At 72.6% G+C, this 20,920-nt stretch carries 12 protein-coding genes; 4 read left to right on the top strand and 8 right to left on the bottom strand.

Annotation, left to right across the window (positions count from 1 at the left end; translation table 11 throughout):
- A complete protein-coding gene (locus NR792_RS17730) occupies positions 1 to 891 on the top strand; it encodes a restriction endonuclease (RefSeq protein WP_375761200.1) in 891 nt (296 codons plus the stop codon).
- 181 nt (positions 892 to 1,072) lie between these two features.
- Here NR792_RS17730 and NR792_RS17725 read toward each other — a convergent pair whose 3' ends face one another.
- The 7 genes from NR792_RS17725 to NR792_RS17695 all read right to left on the bottom strand — a co-directional run bounded on the left by NR792_RS17725 (position 1,073) and on the right by NR792_RS17695 (position 17,587).
- Positions 1,073 to 1,741, bottom strand: coding sequence for an AAA family ATPase (locus NR792_RS17725; protein ID WP_375761199.1), 669 nt, complete (start codon positions 1,739 to 1,741; stop codon positions 1,073 to 1,075).
- A gap of 4 nt (positions 1,742 to 1,745) precedes the next feature.
- Positions 1,746 to 2,033: a hypothetical protein gene (locus NR792_RS17720; RefSeq protein WP_375761198.1), complete on the bottom strand. Its 288-nt coding sequence runs from the start codon at positions 2,031 to 2,033 to the stop codon at positions 1,746 to 1,748.
- Positions 2,034 to 2,360: 327 nt separating this feature from the next.
- Positions 2,361 to 5,687, bottom strand: coding sequence for a hypothetical protein (locus NR792_RS17715; RefSeq protein ID WP_375761197.1), 3,327 nt, complete (start codon positions 5,685 to 5,687; stop codon positions 2,361 to 2,363).
- Between the two features lie 8 nt (positions 5,688 to 5,695).
- Positions 5,696 to 8,704: a hypothetical protein gene (locus NR792_RS17710; RefSeq protein WP_375761196.1), complete on the bottom strand. Its 3,009-nt coding sequence runs from the start codon at positions 8,702 to 8,704 to the stop codon at positions 5,696 to 5,698.
- Positions 8,701 to 16,041: a hypothetical protein gene (locus NR792_RS17705; protein WP_375761195.1), complete on the bottom strand. Its 7,341-nt coding sequence runs from the start codon at positions 16,039 to 16,041 to the stop codon at positions 8,701 to 8,703. Before NR792_RS17705 ends, NR792_RS17710 begins: the two co-directional genes overlap by 4 nt.
- Positions 16,042 to 16,171: 130 nt before the next feature.
- A complete protein-coding gene (locus NR792_RS17700) occupies positions 16,172 to 16,822 on the bottom strand; it encodes a ribonuclease HI family protein (protein WP_375761194.1) in 651 nt (216 codons plus the stop codon).
- Positions 16,823 to 16,852: 30 nt separating this feature from the next.
- Complete coding sequence (locus NR792_RS17695; RefSeq protein WP_375761193.1) at positions 16,853 to 17,587, bottom strand: zinc ribbon domain-containing protein; 735 nt, start codon at positions 17,585 to 17,587, stop codon at positions 16,853 to 16,855.
- Between the two features lie 162 nt (positions 17,588 to 17,749).
- Between NR792_RS17695 and NR792_RS17690 the strand changes: the two genes are divergently transcribed.
- Both NR792_RS17690 and NR792_RS17685 read left to right on the top strand, forming a co-directional pair.
- Positions 17,750 to 18,553, top strand: coding sequence for a carboxypeptidase regulatory-like domain-containing protein (locus NR792_RS17690; protein ID WP_375761192.1), 804 nt, complete (start codon positions 17,750 to 17,752; stop codon positions 18,551 to 18,553).
- 186 nt (positions 18,554 to 18,739) lie between these two features.
- Positions 18,740 to 18,898, top strand: coding sequence for a hypothetical protein (locus NR792_RS17685; protein ID WP_375761191.1), 159 nt, complete (start codon positions 18,740 to 18,742; stop codon positions 18,896 to 18,898).
- A gap of 172 nt (positions 18,899 to 19,070) precedes the next feature.
- Here the strand turns inward: NR792_RS17685 and NR792_RS17680 are convergent, their stop codons facing one another.
- Entirely contained in the window at positions 19,071 to 19,364 is a 294-nt protein-coding gene (locus NR792_RS17680) for a TIGR02300 family protein (protein ID WP_207048170.1), read from the bottom strand.
- A 140-nt stretch (positions 19,365 to 19,504) separates the two neighbouring features.
- Between NR792_RS17680 and NR792_RS17675 the strand changes: the two genes are divergently transcribed.
- On the top strand, positions 19,505 to 20,788 hold the full coding sequence (locus NR792_RS17675; protein WP_375761190.1) for a GYF domain-containing protein: 1,284 nt from the start codon (positions 19,505 to 19,507) through the stop codon (positions 20,786 to 20,788).
- The last annotated feature ends 132 nt before the right edge of the window (positions 20,789 to 20,920 follow it).

The raw sequence follows: 20,920 nt of genomic DNA, 5'->3' as shown, positions 1-20,920 counted from the left end.
ATGCTCCCGATCCTTCGGCTCACCCAGGACGGCAAGGACCACACGCTTGGCGAAGCGGTGGATGCCGTCGCCGTGGAGTTCAAGGCCACCGAGGAGGAGCGCAACGAGCTGCTCCCCAGTGGCCGCCAGCGGCGGCTCCACAACCGCGTCGGTTGGGCGAAGACCTACCTGCAGAAAGCCGGGCTCGTGGAGGCCAACGGACGCGGGCGCTTCCGCATCACCCCGCGCGGCCGACAGGTCCTCCAGGGCAAGCCGACGCGCATCGACATGAAGTTCCTGGAGCAGTTCCCCGAGTACAACGCCTTCGCGGCACTCAAGCATGACGCTCCGGACGCCCCGCCGTCCGCGCAGGAACTCCCGGTTTCCAACGAGACTCCGGAAGAGATCCTCGAAGAGAGCTACCAGGAGCTGCGTCGGCGCCTCGCGGAGGAGCTGCTGGAGCGCATCAAGGCCTGTGACCCACGGTTCTTCGAGAAGCTGGTCGTCGACCTCCTCGTCACCATGGGCTACGGCGGCTCCCGCAAGGACGCGGGGCAGGCCGTTGGCCAGAGCGGTGACGAGGGTATTGACGGCATCATCAAGGAAGACCGCCTGGGGCTCGACGTCGTCTACATCCAGGCGAAGCGGTGGAACAACACTGTGGGCCGCCCCGTGGTCCAGGCGTTCGCTGGCAGCCTCGAAGGACAGCGCGCCCGCAAGGGCGTGCTCATCACGACCTCGGACTTCAGCCGCGAGGCCCGCGACTACGTGAAGCACATCGAGAAGAAGATCGTCCTCATCGACGGCGGCGAGCTCGCCAAGCTCATGATCGACTCCGGCGTCGGTGTCACCGAGGTCGCCACGTACACGGTGAAGCGACTGGACCTGGACTACTTCGGCGACGAGGAGTGACGCCCGGGCTCCGGGCCTACATCCGCTCGTGGATGGCGCGGTTGCTCATCTCGTCCGCTTCCGCGTCCTGCGTATGAGGGCTCACGCGCAGGGTGTTTGCCCAGCAGGTGTCACTTTGCATGCACGCATGGATGATTCAATGTGGCCAGGTCGGAAGTGCGATCCACGGCCACCTGTGCCGCTACTCTTGCGCGGCGGCCGGTTGGTCAACAACTCCGCAAGCTTCTGCGGTGGCCTTCAGCACCGGGCCAACCGCATGCGGACACTGAGTCGTTTCGACGATTCGAGTGGTTCCCTTTTGCTTGCTTGCAAGCAACACCGGCTTGTCCTCGTTGAGCATGAGTACGCACGCGTTTGCGGACCGCCAGAACCACGCCAGGTTCCGAAGTGAAACAGGCCAACGCTTCCGTACCTTTTCCTCCGGCACGTCGTGGCCCCCCTTGGCTACGCGAATTCGAACCCGATCGAGCGCAGCCTCCACTGAGGGGAGTGCTACGTATACGAAAAGGATGTTCCATTCGAGTTCCAGCGCACGCTGAACGATGCTCCGGTACTTATCGCTCGCCAGCACTGTCTCGATTACAAAGTGCGCCCGCCGCTTCTCGATGAGTGTCCGGACGTCTTGTTCGCATTGGTCGGCCGCGCGACGGTTCGCCTCGGACTGCGCGAGGCTCGGATCCTCTGCCATGAGAGCCCGTGTGACCGTGTCCGGGTTGATGATCTGGATACTATCTGCATCCGATAACTCGACGAGGCTGCGCAGCGTCTCAGGGCTCTGAGAGAACGTGCTCTTCCCGGCCCCGTTAATCCCTCCGACGAGCATGAACCATGGCGCTTGGCGAACGGTCATGGTGCTACTTCGCCGTCGCCGACTTCGCCCGGTCAACAGCCTTGCTGAACGCCGTCAGGAGCTGAGTCGGAAGCTGGGGGTTCTCCATCCAGTCGGGCGACTTGGCCTTCTTGCTTTGAGCGCGTTTCTGGACCGTCGTGGTCTCGAATCGAACAACTGGAGTCGAGCCCTCTCGACTCGTGACCTCTTGGCTGATGCGAATCGTCTCTCCGATCTTTTTGGCGCCGAGCGTAGTCGGTTTTTTGCCCACGACTTTCACGGTCACCGCCTTGGGGTTTTTCTTCCGTGCCATGTGGCTCTCCTTGCCCAGAAGCTTAGCTCCGGATGCTGCTGCTGGCATCGAGCGTTGTCCTCTTCGCTGACCGTATTGACACGGGACAGTCGCCTGCTTGCGTGCAGTGGTTGGGAGCGGCCGCGTGAGCACCAGGACCTGGGCCTGGATACGTGGCTCTTCTGGCTCACATGCCGAGGCGTAGGCTGTGCTTCCGGCCTCAAGTGCTCCCACGCGTCCTCGCCTCGACCCGGGACGGATTCAGGGGGCGGGAACGAGAACTGGAGAGAGAACCTACATCCGCTCGTCGATGGCGCGGTTGCTCATCCTGAGGAGGCCCGCTTCGCCTCAGGATGTGGGGAGCTCTTCCTCCAGCTCGGCCTGGATGCCGGTCAGCAGGGCGGTGAGCCTCGTGAGGATGTCGAAGCTGGTGCCCGGCGAGCCATCCGGGTTCCAGGCGTCGGCGGTGAGGTTGCCAGTTGGTGTGTCGGGGAGCGTGTACGGCTCCACCGCGAGCCGGCCGCGCCCCCCGGTGTCGATGAGCCTCCGGATGGCGTCGAAGAGGGCCGGGGGCTCGTCGGGCAGCAGGGCCAGGTCGACTCCCAGCCGCCCCGCAATCAGCGTGCGGCGGAAGTCGCGGACCTCTCTCGCGCGGTCGTCCACGAGCTGCTCGTCGAAGGCGGCGACGGCGACGGACGCGTCGAACGTCAGGCCCCGCCGGGACAGGTGCGTGGTCCCCGTGAGGGCATGGACGTCGTCCACGATGACCGTGGTGGAGGCCAGGCGCAGGCTCCGGCCCGGCCCCGTCGCGGGTGAGAACACCACCGCGCGGGTGCTGGCCGCTTCGAGCCCGGCGATGAGCTCGTCGCGCAGGCGGGCCAACCTCCGCGGCAGGCCGGGCAGGAGGTCCACCGGCAGGCACACGAAGGCGTGCAGTCCGGGCACCGCGGCCAGCCGCTCGATGAGCGCGTGCCACGGCGTGCGGCCCGGCCGAGGCTCCAGCTCCGCGTCCCCGATGAATGCGACGGGGTCGAAGGCGGGCGTCTCGATGTAGACGAAGTCCTGGGCGCGCTCGATGGCGCCCAGCACGGAGGCCCAGCCCTCCCGCGCGCCTCGCGAGGCCACGCGCACGCGGCGGTCCAGGGCCCGCGCGACGGAGGCGGCCTCGGCGGCTCCCGGGGGCGCCGCGGGCATCCCGGGAATCCTTCCGGACAGGAACGACAAGGCGTCCGCGAGCGACTGGCCGAACGGGTAGAACGGGAGGCCCGTGGCCTGCGGGACGAGGGGCGCCTCGCCCTCCACGGCCGCGGCCACCGTCTGGAGCACGGCGGTCCAGACCGTGGCGTTCGCGGCCGCCGCAGGCTGCGGCAGCGGCGTCGCGGCGGCGGTGGCCAGGGCGGGCGTGGTGGAGTGGGTGCGCTCGCGAAGCAGCTCCACGGCGCGCACCGCGGCCGGCCCCACCAGCCGCGCGCCCGTGCCGTGCACCTCGGGGGCTCCAGGGGCTCCGGGATGGGCTTGGGGATGGGGCAGCAGCTCGTGGTAGCGCGACAGGCAGGGCGTGGCGCCGATGACGGCCTCCAGCTGGGCGTTGGCGCGGTCGACCCTGCCGGCCACGACCTCCAGCCGCTCCTGGCTCGGCAGTGGCCCCGCGGGAGGGCGCAGGCCCGGCGAGGCCAGGAAGCTGCTCAGGGTGACGCGCCCGAGGCTGCGCACGGTGGCGCCCGCTCCGGTGAAGCGCTCCGCCGGGTCACCCGGAGGGAGGTTGCGGAAGGCCGGAGGCGTGAGCTCCAGGCGCAGCGCGTTCAGCGTGCTGGCCAGGGTGGGCGCGGCCCAGGCGGTGTTGGGAATCGTGGCGCGGTCCACCAGGGCCGGGGGCGTGGAGAGCGCCACCACGCTGGCGCCAGAAGGAATGACTCCCGTGAGGGCCGACGCGTTCGCGAAGGGCTGGGCATTCAGCTCGCAGACCAGGAGGGGCGCGTTCGTGGACGCGAGCGACACCGGTGTGCCTCCCACGGGCGCGGGGCGCTGGAAGCGCAGCCCGGCGATGTGGCGGCTCTCCCTCGCTCGCGCCACGACCAGGACGTCCAGGGACAGCGGCGCGGACGCACTCACGTCTCCATCCGGCAGGGTCACCACCACGCGCGCCTGACCGTCGACGCGCACCGGGCCCGCGCCTCCGTCCATGCGGAAGTGCTGGGCCGTCTCACGGTCGAAGCCCTGGGGCCACACCCGCACCCACGCCCCGGCCAGCTCCGTCCCCAGCCTCAGCGTCACCAGCACCCGCTGGCCCGTGACGACTCCGTTGTTGGCCGTGCCTCCGCCGCGCAGGGCCTCGACGGTCAGGTCCTCCCCGCTCAGCAGGGGGAAGGTGAGAGGCGCCGTGCCGGGGATGGGCGTTGGCGGGCTCAGCGCCCCCAGGTCCCGCTCCACGGTGGAGCACAGGAGCGTCCGCTCGCCGCTTCCGGAGAGCGTCTGCACCACGGCGCTGATCACCTCGTCGGTGGTGTCGAGGAGCACCGGTGACGGGGACGGCTGGATGGGCGGCGTGGTGCGCCGCAGGACGGCGTTCGACGAGCGGGGATGGCCCAGCAGGTGCTGCTCCACGTCGACCAGGGCCACGCGCACGAAGTCCCGGGCGGGCGCGGTGGCCGTGGCGGGCCAGAGCTGCACGCTGGTGCCCATGCGCCCCTGGGGAAGCAGCCCCAGCCTGCGGACCGGGGCATCCGGCGCCGGCGCGGGCAGGCTCAGGTTCACGGCACCCGCACCCGTGGCGCGGCGCACCTGGCCGGTGCCGGTGGCGTTGGTCGTCAGCGTGTCCAGGCCGTCGATGGGCGCGGCCAGGTGCGCGTTGACCAGGTGGACGGTGCGCGCGTCCTGGACGGCCTGGGTGCGCTGATCCGCGCCGGTGAGGCCCTCCGCCCACAGCGAGTTGGCGGAGCCGGGCACCAGGAAGGCATTGGCGAGCGCCTGCCACCACGCGGCGACCGCGCCCGCGTCGACGGGGCGCCCGCGAAGGTCGAAGGCCCAGAGCTTCACGGGCAGGCTCGCGCGAGCAACGAGCAGCGGCTGGAACGCGCCGTTGAAGCGTCCCGCGCGCTTGAGGTCCGACATGGGCAGCGGACCGTTCGTCAGCGCCGCGCCCGTCTGCGCCGCCAACTGGAGGCCCACGACCTGTGCCTGCTGCGCGGCGTCCCCGAGTCCCACCAGCGTGGGGTCCACGTCCCAGCGGTTCGTGTCGAGCACGGCGGGCTCGAGCAGCTCGAGCGCGAGGGTGCGCACGCGGGCCCGGGAGCGGGTCCCGGCGATGGCCCCGCGCCCATCCGGCGGGCCGAGCACGCCGCTCAGCAGCGCGTCGAGGCGGGCCTCCACCTCCGGCAGCAGGGTGAAGAGGGCCACCAGGTGGCCGGCGCCGAAGGGCGCGGCGCCGCCATCCACGCCTCGCGGCAGGCGGGACACGCGCTCCGGCGGCGGTGGGGCCGTCTGGACGAACATCGACAGGGTGCCCGTGGCGGGCGGAAGCCACGCGGTCCCCGCAGGCAGCGTCAGGGACACGGACAGGTCGTCACCCGGCGCGGGCAGTGCCGCGGGCCCGGCGCCGAGCGGGTTCGCGAACCACGGGCCCAGGGCGGGCGACACCAGCCCGAGCTGCTCGGAGGAAGGGATCAGCGCAGGCATGGCATTCCTCAGGGGCTTTCCAGGGTGCAGATGGCGGGCGGGCTCGTGCGCCCCATCGGGTCGCGCAGGCACACGCGGTAGCGGGTCCCCACGGGGACGACCCGGGTGTCCGTCACGCGGAACAGCCCGTCCGCGCCGCGTCCGCCCGACGCGGGCGGCAGGTCCGCGGGCAGGGTCTTGATGCGCTCGAGCTGCTCACCCGGGAGCTGCCGGTCGACCTCGAAGACGTAGCGGCCCACCGGCCCTCCGTCCAGCAGCGGATCCTGGTGCCCGAAGCGCAGCGCGGCCGGGGTGGCCTGCTGCTGGACCGTCAGCCCCGTCACGGGCGCGGGAGGAAGCTGCGGCACGAAGGTGGTGGCCACCAGGGCGCTGGGCTCGCTCCAGGCGGCCGGCGGTCCTCCTCCCGGCGCGGGCGCGGCGCGGACCTGCGCACGCCAGGTGTAGCGAAGGAACGGACGCAACGTCTTCGAGGGCGCGAGCAGGGACGCGCCCGTATCGGAGAGCTCGACCTCCTGCACTCCGTCGGGGTCGGAGGCCGGGGCGATGGGGCCCTGGGCCACCACCACCATCCGGTTCAGGTCCTGGCCTCCTTCGATTCCGCGCAGCAGGCGGAACTCCGCGGCGGTGAAGGGGCCTCGGGGCACGCGGATGCGCACCCGCGCGGCCAGCGGCTGACCGGGTTGCTCCGGCCGGGCGGAGACCTCCAGCACCGGCCGTTGCGGGCTGTCGTCGCGGAGCACCGCCACCGGCACCAGGATGGCTTCGGAGAACGGAGACTCCACCTGGGCCTCGCTCACGGAGACGACCCGGTAGAACGACAGCACGCGCAGGGACGCGGGCAGGTCGTGCTCCAGGCGCTGCTCGCCGGGCGTGGCCGGAGCGTTGATGGGCGCGCCCACGGGCTCGAACAGCTCCCTGCCGAAGAGGGACGCTTCACGCTCGAAGAGGGGCGCGCGCGCGGCCACGTCGGAGGCGGCGGCCAGGGCGTCGAGCGCGGCCCGGGCTCGCGGCGCCTCGGGACCGGAGAGCTCCACGAGCCTCCGGAGGTGGTGCAGCAGGCGCCGCTCGTCCGAGTAGAACAGCCGGAAGGCGCGCTGCCCCGTGGCGGTGGTGAAGGCGAGCCGCACGCGCGCGCGGCCCGTGGCGTCGGGACGGGTGGTGAAGCGCAGGCCCGGGGCCACCGCGGGCGTGAGGGCCGAGCGCGGATCCCTGAGCACCAGCCGCTGGGGCTCGGAGCTGGCCGAGGCCACGCCGCCCGTGTCCACGAAGCGGGCCACCAGGGTGACCTCGCGGCGGCCGGCGCGCTCGAGCGGCGGACCCTGGAGGTCGAAGGACAGCACGGCCGCCGTGCCCACGCTCTGGGCGAAGGGGACGCCGTCGAGCGTGACCTCGGCTCGGTCGAGCAGGTTCGCGCCCGGCGCCAGCGCTCCGGCCGCGGGCACGGGTACGCGCACGCGCAGCGTCCCCGACAGCAGGCCTGTCGGCATGGGCGAGGGCACCGGGGGCTGCTCATAGGCGACGCGGAGCGTGGGCGCGGGCGGTGGAGGCCTGGTGAGCGCCGCGGCCGTCACCGTCCCGGCGTTGCCCCAGCGGCCCACGAGGTCCCGCTGGGCGACGCGGTACGTGACCTGCGAGGCGGGCGCGGTGGTGTCGACGAGCTCACCGCGCGTCGGTTCGGTCAGGCGCTCCGGCACCAGCGGGCGGGCGCGTCCTCCCGCCATCCGGTGCAGGCTCGTGAAGGTGGCGCCTTCACCGCGGATGAAGGAGACGGTGCCCCCGTCGAGGAGGTTGCTCACCGGGACGCCCACCTGCCGCCGGGCCTGGGGCACCGCGCGGGGCATGAAGGGCCCCAACCGGACGGGCCCGAGCGTGGGCACGGGTGGGGGCGCGGGCGTGCGGGCCACCGCGGCGCACAGCACCACGGCCATCTCGGTGGGCTCGAACAGCGCGCGGGTGGACGGCGCGTCCGCGTCGCCGGTTGACGGCGCGGACTCGATGATGATGGGCGGGTGTCGCGAGCGCCAGGTGCCCGCGATGATGTACGCCACCACGTGCCCGGCCGTCGTCGTCGGTGGCGACAGGTCGGCGTCGAACAAGCCCACCCAGCTCGCGATGCCCGGGTCGTGGAGGGCCTGGTACAGCAGCGGGAGCGTTCCCAGCGTCAGCGCGTTGTTCGCTCCGCCGCCTCCGGGGCCGTTGAGCGGCTGGCTCTCGGTCAGCGACTCGGGCGTGGCGGTGTTGACGAGGGCCTGGAGGCGGCTGTTGATCTCCGGGAGGAGCGCGGCCAGCCGCGTCTGTTCGTCCTGCGGCGTGGCGGTGGCGCAGCTCGCGGGCTCCACGGCCTCCGGTGATTCGTCCATGCCCCGCCGCTTGGGCGCGGTGCGCAGGAGCCGCGCGGCGGCCTGGGCATTCGCATCGGGGATGCCCTGGTAGAAGGTGCCGCTGGGGATGGGCAGGGCCATGCGCCGAAAGAGCGGCGTGTTCGCTTCCCGGGCCGCGTCGAGCACGTCCTGCGCCGCGAGCCAGCGCATCCCCGTCACCGTGGCCTTCCCCGTGAGCACGATGGCGTTGATGGGCGTCGCGGTCACCGTGTAGGGCGAGCCCGCCTTGCTCACCACCCGCGTGCGGCCCGTGGGGGTGAAGGCGTAGGCGTCCAGGGTCAGGTTGACCGCCCCGGTCAGCTCCACCGTGAGCCAGGTGCACGTCCCCGTCTCCGGCAGGTAGCCGGTGACGGGACTGCCGGTGTTGACGTTGAACGGCGGGAAGAGGGGATTGCCGCTGGCGTCACGCCAGTCGATGTCGCGACGGATGAGCGAGGTCGCGGGGAAGCCGAGGTTGTGCCGGAACACCCGCAGGTGCGTGCGGGGCAGGGCCATCTCCGGATGCGGGAGCAGCCGGAAGTAGAGCCCCGCCCCGTCCAGGTGCGGGGCCGTTCCAGGGTCCATGGCCAGCCCGCCCAGCTCGTCGGGCGCGGCGAGCACGTAGGCATGGATGCTGTCGAGGTTGACGGGGCTCATCCGAGCACCTCCAAGGCGAGGGCGGACCCCTGCGCGAACACGTGGCGGCGGCCCCGCAGCTGCGTGCCACCGCGCAGCAGGGTGACGTCGAGGAGCCTGCTGGCGGCGTCGATTGGCAGCGGGCTGGACGGCGCGAGCAGCAGGCGCGTTCCCGCGCGATCCCTCCGCACGACGGAGAGCGCGGCCTCCATCACGGGAGCACCGTTTGCCGGGAGCCTGAGGACGGAGGCCTGCTGGAGCTCGAGCCGGCCGGGCCGGTGCAGCGGCTCCTCCGCCTCCACGAGGACGCCCGCGAGGCGGAAGGGGGCCCCTGGCTGCATCAGCAGCACCACGCGGGGCTCGCGCGGGGCCGGCCATGGATCCAACCCGAGCACGGCCAGCGTGTCCTCGAACGCGCGGTCATCGTCGAGGAGGGGCGTGGTGGGCACGGGGACGGCCACCGCCACCTCCGAGGGGAGGAAGGGGCTGGGGAGCGGCTCCGTCAGCCCCAGCGCGTCGAGCAGCGCGCGAGGGCTGGGGTAGCGGGAGGCGCGGATCAACGCCTGGGCGAAGAGGGGCGCGTTGGCGGCGTCGGGCGCGGAGAGGAGCGGGGCCGCGAGCTGGACCTCGTAGGTCGCACCCGGCACGAGCGTGGGTTGGACCCGCAGGGTGCTGCCGTCGAACCGGGGCACCTTCAGGCAGGGCGCGCGCGTGGCCAGGTCCTGGAGGCGCCGCTGCAGGGGCAGCAGGGCCTCGATGGGGAGCGGCTCCCAGGTGGCGGGCACGCCCTGGCCCAGGTCCGGCAGGGCCCGCTGGCCCGCGTCCACCGTCCCCGCGGGCGGGTCGGTGCGCCGGATGCGCACGGCCAGGGTGCGGCCGTACTTCCCCAGCAGCCGGCCCACGTGCTCCACCTGGAAGTGCACCCGCAGCGGGTCGTCCGGGAAGTGGGGGCCGCTGGCGTCGCCCGGGTCCAGTCCCAGCAGGTAGCGCGACAGGTTGCGCGGGTCGAACGTCGCCTCGTTCGTGACGTCGGGCGGGGGCGCGGACAGCGACGCCGCCGCGGGCGCGGTGCGGAAGTGGAACGCGGTGGTGGCGGAGTGCATCGGGCCCGGCGCGGCCCAGGGGTCCGCCGGCGGCTCCAGCTGCGTGCCCAGCTCACCCCCGGGCGTGCGGCGCGACCAGGTCTGGACGTCCCAGTGGACTTCCAGCGTGTAGGGCGTGTTGGCGTCGAGCAGGGGGCGCCCCAGCGTCCGGAGGGCCAGCGCGTTCCACTGCGTCACCTGCGCCTGCCGTGACGCCTGGTCCCGCTGGCGCCGCAGCTCCGCCTCCTGCGTGACGCCGGAGACGCTGAGCAGCGCCAGGTGCCGGCCCTTGCAGGGAGGGACCCGGACCGAGCGCCACGTCGTCGCGCCCGCCGGGGGCTGGTAGCGGACCAGGGTGTGCCCGGGCGGAGGATTGGCGAGGACCTGGGAACTCCACGCGACCTGGGTCCCATCCACACGCGTGCCCATGAGCTGCGGCAGGCTGTTCTCCACGTCCGTCAGTCCGGCCAGGGCCGGGGGGCCTTCGAACTCGTAGCGCAGCTCCACGAGGGTGCAGAAGCCATGGCCCCCGGTGAGCCGGACCTTGACGATGTTCGCCGTGCTGCTGGTGACGGAGAGCGTGAGGTCCTTCTCGAGTTCAATCTGACGATGCGCGGTGCCGATGACGGTGTTGTTGAACCGCAGCGCCTGCAGGGTGATGTTGCCGCCGGGCTGGACGTCGTCGTCCGTGCGGTGCAGCACGTAGAAGATGATCCGGACCCGGGTGGCGACCTTGTCCAGGCGGATCTCGATGCCGTCATGCGCGAAGGCAATCGCATGGCGGTCGGTGGGCACCGTCTCCAGGACCTTCATGGCGTACGTCCCGTCGGGGCCCGGCAGGGACAGGTACCGCTGGCCCTCGTGCATGAGGTCGGTGGACTGCTGGTTCACGGACAGGTCGTGGTAGCGGTGCGCGCGGCTGCGCCGGCCCGTCTGTTCGTCGTCACGGCTCACCAGCGCCAGCACGACCTGGGGCTGGAGCAGCGGCGAGCCGAAGCGCACGTCCAGGCCGGCCTGGCCCGCGAAGAGCGTCCGGTCCCGGAATGACGTCGGCTCCCAGGCCGCGCTCACGATGGGCGCGGGGGCGCCGCTTCCGTAGGCGTTGGGCAGCGCGCGCACCGTGCCGGCGGTGACCTCGATGCCCTGGGAGAGGATGTCGTCGAGGCTTGCCGCCAGCGGCGTCCCGGCGGTGAGGAACTCGGTGACGACGGCGGACACCCGCGAGGAGAACGGCGGCGCGCTCGGCGCGTGCGGCGGCAGGAACACCTGGTCGTCGCCCAGCCGCCGTGCCGCCTGGCCCACGGCACTCGCCGGGAGCGCCGCCGGGGACGGCTTGCACAGCCGCACCAGGCTCTCCACCGGATCTCCCGGCAGCAGCGGGCCTCCGCTGTCGAGCAGGTTGTAGGCCCACCGGTAGGGCTCGCCCGCGATGAGCTGGAGGTCCCTCGCGCCGTCGCCCAGGGATGCCTCGCCCTCCTGCGGAAGGGAGGGCCGGTGCGAGGGCAGCACCCAGAGCGCGTCCAGGTCCGTGGCGACCGGGCCCGCCGGCCCGCGCAGGCGCAGGGAGCGCACGCGGTAGGCATGCCGCACCTCCCCCTGGCCCACCCACGCCGAGCCGTCGAGCGGAGGCGGCCGGAAGTGCGTCGCCGCATCCAGTGCCAGCGTCACCGGGCTGGTGAAGTGCAGCACGGGGATGGCGTCCGGCCACACCGTGGCGCCCTGACCCGCCGTCGTCGAGGCCTGGCCGATGAGGCGCTGCTCGGGGCTGACCAGGTCCAGGCCGCTGACGGGCGGCGGCGGGGGCACCGTGCTGTCGCCGTCGCCCAGGCGCACGTCGCCGCAGACCTGCTTCTTGAAGCGCCAGAAGCCGACCCTGCCGCAGACGCGGCCGCGCAGCTGCAGCACGTCCGCGCCCCCGCTGACGTCCACGTAGCGGAAGCCCAGCTCGCCGCTGAGGCCGGCGCTCAACCCCAGCAGGCGCGCCTCGCCCTCGATGCGCACCGCCGCGCCCAGCGTCAGCGGGTTCGTGCCGATGCCGGCCAGCATCTCCGCCAGGACATGCAGGCCGAGCGAGTCGTTGCCCCAGTCCAGCTCGTAGCGGGAGCCGAAGCCCACGGAGAAACCGTCGAAGGACAGCTCGGGGCGCCCGCCCAGGTTCTTGAGGCCGCGCTCCTCGAGCATCAGGAAGGTGGAGGACTCCGCGTCGAGCCGGCCGGGCAGGATGACCGTGCGGACGGGCTGGCCGGTGCGGCCCTCGAAGCCGTCCGCGCCCACGCGCAGGTACGCCGCGGGTCCGGAGGCCCGAGGGAAGAAGCCGGACACGGGGACGTCCACGCGCAGCAGCCGCCGCCACTCGTAGGTGCCGCGGATGCCGAGCACCACGCCGCTGGAGTCCACCGCGAGCAGGCCCAGCAGCCGCGCCGACGTGTCCGCCGCCGGGTCCTTGTCCCGCTCGGTGGCGGGCTCGGGCCGGCCGAGGAAGCGCCCATCGATGCCGAACACGACCGACAGGTCGGGCATCTGCAGCGCGAGCATGCCGCGCGCATGGAAGCTGTAGCCCTGGTCGGCCAGCGTGCCCACCACCGCGCCCAGCCCCAGCGCCCACTGGCCCCGCTGGGGGACGTACTTCTGCTCCGGAGGCAGCCGGTACCAGGCCAGCTCGCGCTCCACCACGTCGGTGGACGGAAGCGCGGCGAGGTTGCGCGCGCCGTTGGAGACGAAGCGTCCGGAGAAGCCGAAGAGGCCCAGGCCGGTGGTGAAGAGGGGAATGGGCGTGGAGAAGGTGGTGTCCACCTGCACGGTGAAGAAGCCCTGCTCCCCGAAGGCCACGGCCCCCGCGCAGGACAGGCCCGCGGGGATGACCTGGAGCTGCACCGCGCCGCGCAGTCCACCCCCCGCGTCCCGTGCAAGGCGGCCCTGGCCCTCCAGCACCCCGGGCACGTGGACGCTCACGTCCAGGCCGCGCAGGGCCACGTCCACGTTCCCGCCGGTGAAGGTGAGGCGCAGCGTGGCGCCGGAGACGCGCACCACGCCCAGGTCGAGCGCGAAGCCCAGGTCCAGCTCAACCCAAGAGGAGCCCGAGCCCACCCGGGCGCTGGTGACGCGCAGCAGCTGTCCCAGCGCCCCCTGCATGCTCCAGCGCCCGGGGTCCTCCACGTCGATGTCGGCGTCCTCGAAGACGAGGCTGAGGTTGTCCGGGAAGGACAGGCGCGTGTCCACGAGCACGCCGACGCCGCGGTAGCGCAGCTGCAGCGGCTCATCGGTCTTCACGCCGAGCGCGTCCACCTGGAGCGCGACGCTGTAGTCCACGGTGAAGCGGAAGCGCGAGTCCTCCAACTCGCCGAGCCCGAGCATGCGGAACTCCGCCTCCACCGCGTGGAGCACCGTCTCCGCGGACGGCACCGCGCGGGTGAGCAGCGCGGAGGCGGACAGCAGCGCGAGCATGCGCGCGCCCAGGTTGTCGAGTCCCACCGCCGACAGCCCGGGCAGCAGGCCGGGCGCGAGCGCCAGGGTGGTGGCGGTGAGCGGATCATTCGTGCGCCGCCAGCCCGAGGGCTCGCCGCGCGAGTCGAAGCGCAGGGTGAGGACCGTCTCTCCGCTGCGCACGTCGTGGGTGAAGCGCCCGAGCATCGTGTGCTCGTCCGCCCGTGTCCCGCGCGCGTCCTGCAGCTCCACCAGCCGCCGCGGGGTGTCCGGGTCCGGGTTCGCGGGGTCCTGCACCGACGTCGGGTCCTCGGGGAGGGGCAGCCCCTGCTGGACCCAGGTGATGGAGACCTCCACCAGGGTGGGGGTGGCATCCGCGCGGTCGTTCACCTGCGGGCTGTCCCAGATGACGCGGGCGCGGACGGCGTAGGGGTAGCTGGGGTCGGACGGCGGCGTGGGGGCGGTGGGGCTCCAATCCGTCCCGGGCACGTAGACCTCGCGCTCCAGGCCGGGCAGCGCGTCCGGCTCCGGCTGCGGCCCGGGCGCGGGCTCCAGGGGCTTCGTGCTGTGGGCGTGGACGGTGGCCCGGCGGTAGTCGGGGCGGGGAGGGCGCTCCTGGTTCGCCACCTTCTTCGCCGGGTCGTCACTGCCGAGCTTGCCCGCGTACACGTGCTCCAGGAGCCCGCCGACGAAGGGCGTCGTGGGGAACGCGACGTCGAGCCCCGGGGGCACGAGGGACGCGTCGAAGGCGTAGTAGTCCGGGAGCGCCGCCTCACCCGGGAGCAGCGGGTCGAACTCGCCGCGCAGGAGGATGCGGTTGCCCGAAGGCGTGGTGGCGGGGATGCCCGTCTCGGCGAGCGCCTCCGTCAGCAGCGCTCCCACGGCCTGCGCGCGCCGCGCCGCCAGCGGCGTGTTGAAGCCATCCGAGCCCAGGTCGTTGGTCCGGCCCACGATGAGGAACCGCACCTGGGCGTCGTACGCGTGCCAGGGCCGCGCCCAGTCCGCGAGCGCATCCCGCATGACCGCGCGCGAGCCCCGGGCGCCCCCCTCCAGGAACAGGGGCTCCTCGCCTCCATGCGCCATGAAGAGGCTGAAGGTGGAGTCCGAGGGACGCTCCGGTGGGGTGGTGGGGGGCGGAGTGTTTCCGGGGGCCGGCGCCGTGAGGCCCGTCTTCACGGTGACGAGCGCCACCGTGTCGGACCGCGCGTCGACGGTGCCGTCCACCCCGAGCCGCGCCACGCCCTCCGCCGGCTGGATGGCGTGCACCGAGTGCCAGCTGTGCAGCGAGTGGGCCGGCTCCACGGAGAGCGCCTTCAGCCGGGTGCCGTCGCGCAGGAAGACGCCGGCCTCGCAGCCGATGACGAGCTCGCCACGCTCGAGCAGCTGGATGGCGACGCGCCGCTGATGGGCGCCCGAGCGCGCGCGCAGCAGGTGGTAGCCCAGGGTCCCCCGGGCGATGGGGCCGGGGAGCTGCTCGCGCGCGCCGAGGGTGAAGCTGGAGCCGGAGAAGGTGGCGCGCTCGCCCGACAAGTCCCAGCGCCACTGCGTCCGGCTGTCGTCGCTGGTGCTGAACACCAGGCCCGCCAGCTCCGCCGCGGTGCCGCTCACGTGGAGGACGTTGAGCACGCGCCTCCCAGGGCCGAGGACGAGGTCGATGCGGGGGCCCTGCTGCGGCCTGCTGTCGACGAAGACGAAGCGGGTCGTGCCCAGGCCCAGGGGCTTGCCGTCCGCGTCGGGCCGCCGGGCCTCGAGCCTCAGCTCCTGACCGGGCAGCGCGACGAAGTCCGGCGAGGTCAGCCCGCTGGCGGTGCTTTCATCCGGGAGGACCCAGCCCACCTCCAGGCCCTGGGGCGGCTGGGGCAGGTGGGCCCGCACGCGCGGGGGGGCGTCCCCGGGCACGGCGACGCTGAAGCGGCGGGTGTCCAGCTTCGTGAGGGGCAGGGGCGTGGAGCTGCCCTCGGCGAAGAGCTGCACCTTGCCGGCGAGCGGGTCGGTGAGGGCGGCGAGGTCGCGGCCAAGCTCCGCGTTCACCTCCAACTGGAGCCCGAAGGGGCTGCCGAGCAGGAGGTCCTTGATGCCCAGGGAGGCACGGCCGAGCACGGGCGTGTTGCCCGGGAAGTAGAACGTGGCCTCTTCAATGGCGATGCCCTGCCAGGAGGCATCCTGGCCACGGGCCAGCACGGCGTCGGGGGTGACGGCGGTGGAGCTGTCGATGGTGACCTTGCGGACGGTGACGCCGACGTTCCCCATGACGAAGTGGGGCGGCTCGAACCAGCACTGGAAGACGGCGCCCGCGGGCGCTTCCGGGTCGAAGGGGTCGGGGCTGTCCACGAACCCGGTGTCGAAGCCGCCGTCCGGGCGCAGCTCGAAGCGGTAGACGCCGCTGGCGACCAGCCGGACCTTGCGGCCGTTCTCGTCCTGGACCAGGTGGGCGGGGTGGACGCCCTCCGCCGGCACCAGCCGGGCGGCGAGGAAGGGCATGGGAACCGACATCCGGTTCAGCAGCAGGTCGAGCGTGAAGCCCCCGGGCCGCGGCTCCACGGTCTGTCCGGCGCCAGGCGTGGCGCGCCGGAAGGCGAGCTGGAACGGGACGCCGTAGCGGAGGTCGGCCGTGTCGACCTCGCGTCCATCCTTGGGGGACAGGGCGCCCAGGGGAGAGCGCAGGATGCCCTGGTGGATGAACGCGTTCTGGCTCTCCAGCGTCCGGACGTCGAGCACCGCCATCTGCTCGAGCACCCGGGCGACATCGGCGGGCACCATGGAGAGCGAGCTCGGCGGCGCCCAGCCGATGAGGTCGAGAATGCTCATCCCCCTGCGCAGGTCCGCCATGCCCACCCCCTCAGGGGCCGGCATGGTGGAGCCCTCAGCCGTCCGCTGCCACATCCCTCCGGTGTGGCGTCAGTGTTGAGGAGCCCGTGCTTCGCAGGCGGGATGCGGATGCAACAGGATGGCCCTTGAGGCCATGGCCTGCCCGTGCTCCGGGCTACATCCGCTCGTCGATGGCGCGGTTGCTCATCTCATCCGCTTCCGCGTTCTGCGCGCGGGGGACGTGGGCGAGCTTCACCTTGCCGAAGGTGGCGAGCAGCTTCTGCGCTTCCTGGAACAGGGGCTTCAGCGTGGGGCTCTTCACCTGGTACTTCCCACCCAGCTGGCGGATGAGCAGCTCGCTGTCCGCGAACACCTCCACCTCGCGGGCGCCCAGGCTCTTCGCGTGCTGCAGGCCGATGAGCAGGCCCATGTACTCGGCGTAGTTGTTCGTCTGGTGCCCCAGGAACTTGCCCAGGCGCGCCACCACCGCGCCCTCGGCGTTCATCAGCACCGCTCCCGCGCCGGCGGGGCCCGGATTGCCTCGCGCCGCTCCGTCCGAATAGACGCGCACGCGGTTCAGCCCACCCGCGGCCGTGGGACCCACGGCTTCAATGCTGGGAACGGTGGACCCGGGTGGCGCCGGCGGGGCGGGCTCCGAAACGGAAGCCTCGGCCTCGCGCGGACCGCCGCCCAGCTGCCCGGCGGCTTCGTCCAGCAGCTGGCCCAGGTGCTCGCGGGTGAGCCCGCGAAAGGCGCGCACCGTCGCCGTCAACGGCTCCTCACGGGCGATGTGACGGAGGACGTCGACGAGCGAAGGGGTCGGCATGGGGACGGGGCCCGAAGGGAGGCGCCGCCGCTACTTCTCGGCGGTGTCCTTCGGCTCCTGCAGCGCTTCGATGGCGAAGATGATGCGGTTGCACGAGGGGCACACGTCGGTGCCCAGCGAGGTGCGCAGCATGTTGTACATCTGCGGGGGCAGGTTCATGTTGCAGCCCTGGCAGGTGCCGGCCACCACGCCCACCATCGCGGGCAGCTTCTTCTTGCGGATGACCTCGTAGCGGCGGAGCAGGGTGGCATCCACGTTCGCGGCGACTTCCGCGCGGCGCCCCTCCAGCTGCTTCACCTGGGACTCGGACTCGCCCAGCTTCCCGCGCAGCTCCGTCATCCGGCCCGACAGGCCCTGCTGCTTGGTGGCGTAGTCCGCCTCCTTGCCCTTGATGGCCTCGCGAGCCTGGCCCAGCTCCTTCACCTTCTCCGTGAGCGCCTCGGACTGGGTGAGGATGCCCTTCTTCGCGATGTCGATTTCGCGAGCGAGCGCCGAGTACTCACGCGTGGAGCGCTGGTCGGACAGGCGCGCTTCCCACTTCTTCACCTTGTCCTTCTCGTCCGTGATGTTCTGCTCGAGCAGGGCCTTCTGCTTCTCCAGGTCGGCCACGCGTGTCCGCTCGGCTTCGATGCCATTGCGCGCGACCCCCAGCTCCCGCTCCAGCTCGGAAATCTGGCGGGGATGCACATCCGCCGCCTTCCGGAGCGAGGCGACCTCGAGGTCCACCTTCTGCAGCTCCGCCAGGGCCTTCAGTTTCTCCCGCAAATTTGCTGCCTCCCACACGGCCGCACCGACGTGCGGCTCGGCTCTTGTACCAACAAGGGTGCTGGGGTTCCAACGCGTAAATGGGGAGGCCTCCATCCCCGTGTTCCCCGCCTGCCCCTTGAGCGTTTGAATCCGCTTCACGCACCCGTTAGACGAGCCCCCGTGTCCAGCCTCCGCCTCCGCCCCCTCCTGGCCCCCGCGCTCCTCCTCGCCGCCGCGGCCTGCCGCGAATCGCCGCCTCCGCCCGCTCCCGCGGCCACGCCTCCTCCCGCCGCCGTCGCGCCGCGCCCCACGGGGCCGGTGAAGTGGGGCGAAATCGAGGGCCGGGTGCTGCTCACCGGGACCCCTCCCCAGGCCCCCAGCGCGCCGACCTCCGCCACCGTCGCCAGCGTGTGCGGCGACCAGGCGGAGGACCGCTCGCTCGTGGTGGGAGGCGAGGGCGCCCTGGCCCACGCCGTCGTCTCGCTCCAGGAAGGCGCGGGGCTGCCCGAGCCGGAGACGCCCGCGCCGCCACCGGTGCTGGACCAGAAGCAGTGCCACTACGAACCTCCCGCGCTCGCGGCGAAGGCCGGCGGGGAGCTCTTGCTGCGCAACTCCGATCCGCTGGTGCACAACGTGCGCGCCCAGGCCGGGACGAACCGTTCCGTCTTCAACGTCGCCATGCCCCTGGAGGGCATGACCCTGCGCCGCCCGCTGCCCGCGGAACCGGGCACCGTCCAGGTCCGCTGCGACGTGCACCCCTGGATGCGCGCGGTGGTCCGCACCTTCAACCACCCGTACTTCACCACCACCGCCCCGGACGGCCGCTTCCGGATGCGCGTCCCCGAAGGGGCCCACACGCTCGTCTTCTGGCATGACCGGCTGCCGGAGACCTCCCGCACCGTCACCGTCCGTGCGGGGGAGACGGTGCAGGTCGATCAGACCTGGGGTGTGGAAGCACTGCGTCAGGCCGGCCCGGGGAAGTAGGGCGCCCCTGACACCGCTGTCGCGTCCGGCGCCGGCGGAACGAAATCGTCGGCCGGGGGTTCCGTATAAGTGCCGGGAAGCACGCCCCTTGTTCAGACTTCTGTCTTGGTGGCAAAATTGCTTTCTCGGAAGCGAACACTTCCGCGAGGGGGACTCGTCATGCATCAGGCCAGGAAGCAACCCACGGTGTCCGCACAGGCCGATCGCCTGCCCCTGGATGCCCGCCGCAAGGGCGCCCGCCCGGTGGGCATGCAGGAGATGGGGCCCAACCTCTACGAGAAGATCCAGAGCGCGCTCACCGAGCTGTCGCTGGTGTCGTCGCACGAGCGTCTGAGCGGCACCTGAGGTGACGTCCCGGAGCGGTGCGGGCCCCCTGGGAGAGGGGGTCCCCGTTCCGGGCGGGTCGTTCCAGCCCGTGTTGGAGCCTGGGAGCTTGGGAGCCTGGGGGCGGGAAACGGCAAAAGGGCCCGCCCGAACAGCTCGGGGGGCCCTGAAACCTTCAAGCCTGGGTGCGACCCTAGATGTCGTCGTCCTCGGCGGGCTCGGCGCCGGCCTCGGCGTCCTCGTCATCCCCGAAGGAGTCGAGGTTCTCCTCGTCCTCCTCGGCGGCGGGCGTCTCCTCGGGCTCGGGCTCGATGACCTTGGGAGCCGCGGCCAGGCGGCCACGCCGGCCCTCGGCGGGCTTGGCGACCACGTTCTCCCGCTGATCCGCCCCGCACTTGGGGCAGATGGGGTCCGGCTTCTTCATGTCGTAGAACTTCGTCCCGCACTTGAAGCACGTGTGCTTGGTCCCGAGATCCTTCGCCGGCATGCGCCACCCTCGTAGAGCCTGGAGTGAAACAGAGGGCGGCTGAATAGTTGGGCCGAAGAACAGAGTCAACCGTGTGTTTGCGCGGGAGATTTCTGGCGGTAGCATCCCCGCCGGTTTCCCCCGAGAGCCGGACGCCCCCTTTGAACTTCACCTGCGACAATTGCCAGAAGCGGTACTCCATTGCGGACGAGAAGGTCCGCGGCAAGACGGTCAAGGTCCGTTGCAAGAACTGCCAGAACGTCATCACCGTGGAAGGGCCCGCCGAGGAGGAGAGCACCCGCGTGGTGTCGCTCGCCGACGTGGAGCGCATCCGGGCCCAGGAGCGTTCGCTGGCGGGGGGTGGTGGTGCCGCCGCCGCGCCCGCTCCGGCCGCCCCAGCACCGGTGTCCGCCGCGGCAGCTCCTGCGCCCCTCGCCCGACCTCCTGTGTCGGCTCCCCAGACGCCCTGGGATGATGAGCCCACGCGCACCGCGCCTCCCCGCCAGACGGCCGGGGCCCCGTGGTTCGTGATGGTGCGCAACAAGCAGGAGGGCCCGCTGGACGAGGCCGCCGTGGCCGAGTGGATGGCCGCGGGCACCATCAGCGCGCGCAGCTTCTTCTGGCGCCAGGGCATGCCGGACTGGAAGCGCGGTTCGGACATCCCGGAGCTGGCCGCGCTGCTCGCGCCCGCCGCGCCGCCGGAACCGCCCCCGCCGCCGCCGGAGCCGCCGCCCGTGGCCGTCGCGCCCCCGCCGCCCGCGCGCGCCGCGCCCGCCCGCCGCGAGCCGGAGCCCCAGCAGCCCTTCTACGCGGAGAACGAGCCCGGTCCCTCCGAGGACGACAACGGTGGGTTCGAGCGCGACGGCGACGAGGACGAGGGCACGCTCTTCGGCAACAACCGCCAGGCGCCCGCCCCGGCGGTGCCCACGCCCGCCCCGCGCCGCGCGGCGGCACCGCCCGTGGAGGAGGCTCCCGCGGCGAGCGGCGCGCCCCTCAACGAGCTGTTCTCCGACCTGGACCTGCCCGGCAACCGGGGCGAGGCCTCGGACGAGGAGGACCCCGGTCAGGACGAGACGCGCGAGGACCCCCGCGGCGACGACGAGGAGGAAGAGGACGCGCGCCAGGTGGACTCGAAGGCCGCGCGCAAGCGTCCGGTGGTGCCCGCGCGCCGTGGCAGCCCGCTGAAGGTGGTGGCGCTGGTGCTGCTGCTGCTCATCGTCCTGCCGGCGGTGGCGCTGTTCGGCCTGTCGGCGGCGGGCATGCTGCCTCCGGCCCTGGCGGACGTGGTCAACAAGGTGACCGGCAAGGCGCCGCCGCCCGTGGCCCCGGCTCCGGTGCCGCCTCAGGCCGCTCCCGCGCCGGAGGCCGCCGAGCCCGCGGCGCCTCCGCAGGGCGCCGCGGCGGAGGGTGAGGCCGCGGCTCCGGCGGAAGGCTCCACGCCGTAGTCCCGGAGTCCCGGAGTCCATGGATGAGGTGGGCCTGCTTCCGCGTCACGCGGCGGGCAGGCCCTCCCACCGCGTCCCGTTCCGGCCGGATGACCCGGCACGTCGAGCAGGGACGCTCCGGCTCAGCGGTCA

This window comes from Corallococcus exercitus, from assembly GCF_042231735.1.
GTDB classification, from domain to species: domain Bacteria; phylum Myxococcota; class Myxococcia; order Myxococcales; family Myxococcaceae; genus Corallococcus; species Corallococcus exercitus_B.
This window is presented reverse-complemented; position numbering and strand designations above follow the sequence as displayed.

Excerpts from the sequence above, each read along its gene's own strand:
- NR792_RS17730 (WP_375761200.1), top strand. The coding sequence starts at position 1 with ATGCTCCCGATCCTTCGGCTCACCCAGGACGGCAAGGACCACACGCTT.
- NR792_RS17725 (WP_375761199.1), bottom strand. The coding sequence starts at position 1,741 with ATGACCGTTCGCCAAGCGCCATGGTTCATGCTCGTCGGAGGGATTAAC.
- NR792_RS17720 (WP_375761198.1), bottom strand. The coding sequence starts at position 2,033 with ATGGCACGGAAGAAAAACCCCAAGGCGGTGACCGTGAAAGTCGTGGGC.
- NR792_RS17715 (WP_375761197.1), bottom strand. The coding sequence starts at position 5,687 with ATGCCTGCGCTGATCCCTTCCTCCGAGCAGCTCGGGCTGGTGTCGCCC.
- NR792_RS17710 (WP_375761196.1), bottom strand. The coding sequence starts at position 8,704 with ATGAGCCCCGTCAACCTCGACAGCATCCATGCCTACGTGCTCGCCGCG.
- NR792_RS17705 (WP_375761195.1), bottom strand. The coding sequence starts at position 16,041 with ATGCCGGCCCCTGAGGGGGTGGGCATGGCGGACCTGCGCAGGGGGATG.
- NR792_RS17700 (WP_375761194.1), bottom strand. The coding sequence starts at position 16,822 with ATGCCGACCCCTTCGCTCGTCGACGTCCTCCGTCACATCGCCCGTGAG.
- NR792_RS17680 (WP_207048170.1), bottom strand. The coding sequence starts at position 19,364 with ATGCCGGCGAAGGATCTCGGGACCAAGCACACGTGCTTCAAGTGCGGG.